This is a genomic window from Acinetobacter sp. AL9 (assembly GCF_041464035.1).
GTDB lineage: Bacteria > Pseudomonadota > Gammaproteobacteria > Pseudomonadales > Moraxellaceae > Acinetobacter > Acinetobacter towneri.
Genome location: NZ_JAYFSK010000108.1, coordinates 1 through 3,723, shown reverse-complemented (window position 1 = coordinate 3,723; position 3,723 = coordinate 1). Strand labels below are relative to the sequence as shown.

General features: G+C 35.6%; 4 protein-coding genes. All 4 read left to right on the top strand.

Annotated elements, in window-relative coordinates; genetic code table 11:
* The first annotated feature begins 256 nt into the window (after positions 1 to 256).
* Positions 257 to 502, top strand: a complete 246-nt coding sequence (locus ACEO2X_RS13540) for a hypothetical protein (RefSeq protein ID WP_004976684.1) — start codon at positions 257 to 259, stop codon at positions 500 to 502.
* Positions 503 to 1,086: 584 nt separating this feature from the next.
* Complete coding sequence (locus tag ACEO2X_RS13535) at positions 1,087 to 1,266, top strand: hypothetical protein (protein ID WP_004976682.1); 180 nt, start codon at positions 1,087 to 1,089, stop codon at positions 1,264 to 1,266.
* A gap of 182 nt (positions 1,267 to 1,448) precedes the next feature.
* Positions 1,449 to 2,306: a 3'(2'),5'-bisphosphate nucleotidase CysQ gene (locus tag ACEO2X_RS13530; RefSeq protein WP_131261461.1), complete on the top strand. Its 858-nt coding sequence runs from the start codon at positions 1,449 to 1,451 to the stop codon at positions 2,304 to 2,306.
* Between the two features lie 57 nt (positions 2,307 to 2,363).
* Entirely contained in the window at positions 2,364 to 3,098 is a 735-nt protein-coding gene (locus tag ACEO2X_RS13525; RefSeq protein ID WP_004976677.1) for a histidine phosphatase family protein, read from the top strand.
* Positions 3,099 to 3,723 lie beyond the last annotated feature (625 nt).

Here is a 3,723-nt window from a genome sequence, read left to right as displayed (position 1 = left end):
TTAAAAGTATGTCGGAGCGGCCTAGGAAGAGGAAATTACAACGATTTACAGATGATATTTCAATGTTATTTAGGAGGCACCAGAGTGTATGAAATATCATCAACATGGCTTAAGTTGGCGCGTATGGTGAGATGGGGCAGTTGTAAAAAGTAACTGTAGCGTTCACAAAAACAATTTTTTTGACATATTTCTGTATTTGTTTGTCTGTACAAGCATAGAAATTGAATGGTAAATTTTTTAAATTAGGGAGCTAGTAATGGCTGAACAACAGTATTTAGATTTAAAACACTTAGATAAACAACTCGATGAGTTTGAGAAAAAGAAGAAAAAAATTAAGAAAATGCGTATCGGCTATAAATTATTTGCGCATTTAATGGGCGATGAAAAATTCGCCCATCATGTTTCAGAGTCGGCATTAAACCCAGATAAACGTAGTTATCGTAAAGTCAAAATTAAAATCACCTCAGATGAGGGAGAGTTAACTTTTCTAGAAAAGGATTGATTAATTTTTTGATTTAAAATTCTAGTGATTTTGATTATGTATACAAATTTGTGTACCTTTAAATCTGGCCCGATTGATGCAGATCGGGCTTTTTTATACCTTAATTCTATGAATGGTTCAACCTGAATTAGAATCCTTTTATAAGTCGAAATTTGATCATAAATGATCAGTAAAATTAGTATTGAAAGTCCCTTCTTTTACGCCATGTATTGCTCAGGATGAGGAATATATTCCGCAAGTGGATGAGGGGATTCTTATAAAAAACCTCTCCCTGAGGAGCATGCTCCGCAAGTCTCCTAAAAGGAAAGGGAATTTCCTTTGCAGTGATTCAAAAATGATTTAAGAAAGAATCTTTTTAAATAAAATGCATCAAGTTGTCATAATCTGCACTTAAGCTATTCAGCAAACTCAGTGAAATGTAATAGGTCGTGTTTAGTCTATTTCAGTATAAGTTCTGTGTATAAATGTGGCAAGGTGCGCTCAAATGTTACGCTTTAACTATCAAAAGAGGCATGAATATGACAGAACGATACCTGAGAATATTGACAATTTTTCATGATTAAATAAATTTAAAAGGAATTGTGATGTCTATTTTAGGAATTGCTATTACCACTATTTTGGGTTTATTGGGTATTGCTGCAATTATTATTGGTTTTTTTGGTGGTGAAACTTATTTGGTGATTGTGGGTATTTTATTATTGGTTAGTGGTGCACTCACTTTATCGATGTTTAAAAAAAGATTATCCAATCCATTTAAAGATTAATTAACTAAGCACTCAATAAATAAAAAACTCAAGTAAAAATGAATTGCTTTGACACATAAAGTCTTGATTTAGCATATCTAGCCACTAAATTTTATCTACGCATCAGCCGTAAATTTTATTACAATGTTTTTATGAAAGTAATGAAAAATTAGACCTTTAGATACAGTCTAAAAAGGATAGTTATGTTTATAAAAACAAAGGCGCCAACGCATACTTTAATTTTACAGTTATTGCCAATCGTGCAGCAGGCGTGTGAAATTTTAAATCAGGAATTTCAAGATTATTGTTCAGGTGCTGCTTTTGATGTAGAAAAGAAAACCGATGATTCTCCTGTTACGCAAGCCGATTATCGAGTCAATTATTATTTAATGCAGGCTTTGGCAAAAATCTCCAATTTACCTGTGTTGTCCGAAGAAGGTGAGCAAGACCAACGTCAGCAATGGCAGCAATTTTGGTTGCTTGACCCTTTAGATGGCACGAAAGAGTTTTTACATCAACGTCCTGAATTTACCATTAATTTAAGTTTAATTTGTGGTGTGCAAACAACTTTTGCAGTACTTGCAGTACCAGGCGAGCAAACTATTTATTTTTGTCCTGAACAGGGTATGCCATTGAAATATCATATTTTAACTCAGCAATGGTATCTCTATCAGTCTGAACCCACGGTAACATCTTCAGTTCTAAAAATTGGATTAAGCCACAGTAGTCAAAAAAAATCACACTATGCAGACTATTTAAAAAGCTTGGCGCAGTTGACCAATTTTGAAGAACTAAAAGCAGGTAGTGCTTATAAATTCTGCATGATTTTGGAAGATCGTGTCGATATTTACCCACGTTTTCATCCGACTTCTGAGTGGGACACCAGTGCAGGACAATGTTTATTGGAACGAATAGGTGGTGGATTGGTCGATTTTCAGGGGCGGGCATTTTTATATAATCAGCGCGATACATTGTTAAATGGTGGTTTTATCGCCTATAAAAATACGCAGATGAAACAGATTGCCTTACAAGCACTTGGACTTATGGCGAAGTCAGATTGAGCAAAGTGCTGAACATGGTATAGTGTCAAGCAACCAAGTTAAAATTTTGGCTAGATCATGGCATTAGAACTACTCCCTGCAAGTATGCTTAAAGCAATTGATTTATTGCCTGATGCTCAGACGCCTGTGACTTTGTTTACCCGTCATTCTATTCGTGAAATTGTCGTTGGTCAGGGTTTGGCTGGCTATAATTTACAATTGACCGAACAAGGTCGCGATTTAGCCGAAGCATGGGGAGGCTACTTGGTTGGAAATACAGATCGGGTGATTCAACACTGTATTTCAAGTCCTATTCAGCGTTGTGTCGATACGGCTGCTTTAATGATTCGTGGGGCAGATGGCATTACCCTTGAACCCAATACCCATCACATTGAAATTATAGAACAAGGTTTATTGGTGGAACCAGGAAGCTTTGTACTTGATATCAAACAGGCAGGCCCATATTTTCAGAAACAGGGTGCTTTAGGCTTTATTAATAGTTTTGTGAATAATGCCTTGCCCGGCATGAAACATCCGATTCATGGTGTCGTGGATGTCCTTGAGCTGATTTATAACACCCATCCAACCAACCAATACGGACTGAGTTTGGCTGTGAGTCATGATACGATTTTAGCTGCAATTATCGCGGTGATTTCTGGACGTAATGAAGTCACGCAAGCCGATTGGCCAGACATGATGGAAGGTTTATTCGTTTGGTTTGAAGGCGATGAGTTTTTAGAATCCAAGCTAAAATGGATTTGGCGCGGTCAGATTCACACTTTAGATATCTCGCAATTTCGTCAGAAAGTTTAAGCAGAACATTGAACGCATGTTCTAGTGCTATCCATTCAGTGCGATAGAATACCGTCTGTCAGAAATTAAAAAAATAATTTAAATTTTATTCTCTTTTTTTCCTTCAATTTATGCAGTCGTGAGCGCAAACTCGATCAAATATTGTCTATCAATCTGTGTGCTGCTTTAAAAATTCGCTGATTTTTATAAAGAAAAATTAATAAAATTGTGTTGAAAATATAAAGCGATATGAAACTTGAGAATTGCATAATTTTATACATCTATTTAATATAAAAATACAAGCCATTGAAAAATATGTGTTTATTTTTATATTTTTTGTCATAAATTGACATTGGGGTGGAATGAATAATGAAAAGTGTGACTCGGTTAGAGGTGGTTCCACTTGTTTGAACAACTAAAAGCGTATTTATAAGTGATATTCCGCTCTAGTTAAGCCACCTTGTTTTGTTGGGGTAGCTGATCATAGTAAAACTCATTTAGCCTTGCGAAGCAGTGCTTCTTGTATCTTGATTGATATAGTGATTAGCTACCACTATACGCAAATTGTAGAGTTTGGAGTGCTGCTAAAATCTTAAATTTGAACCTGAGATAAAACCTACAATTTGCCCTTATCCCTCATACAACT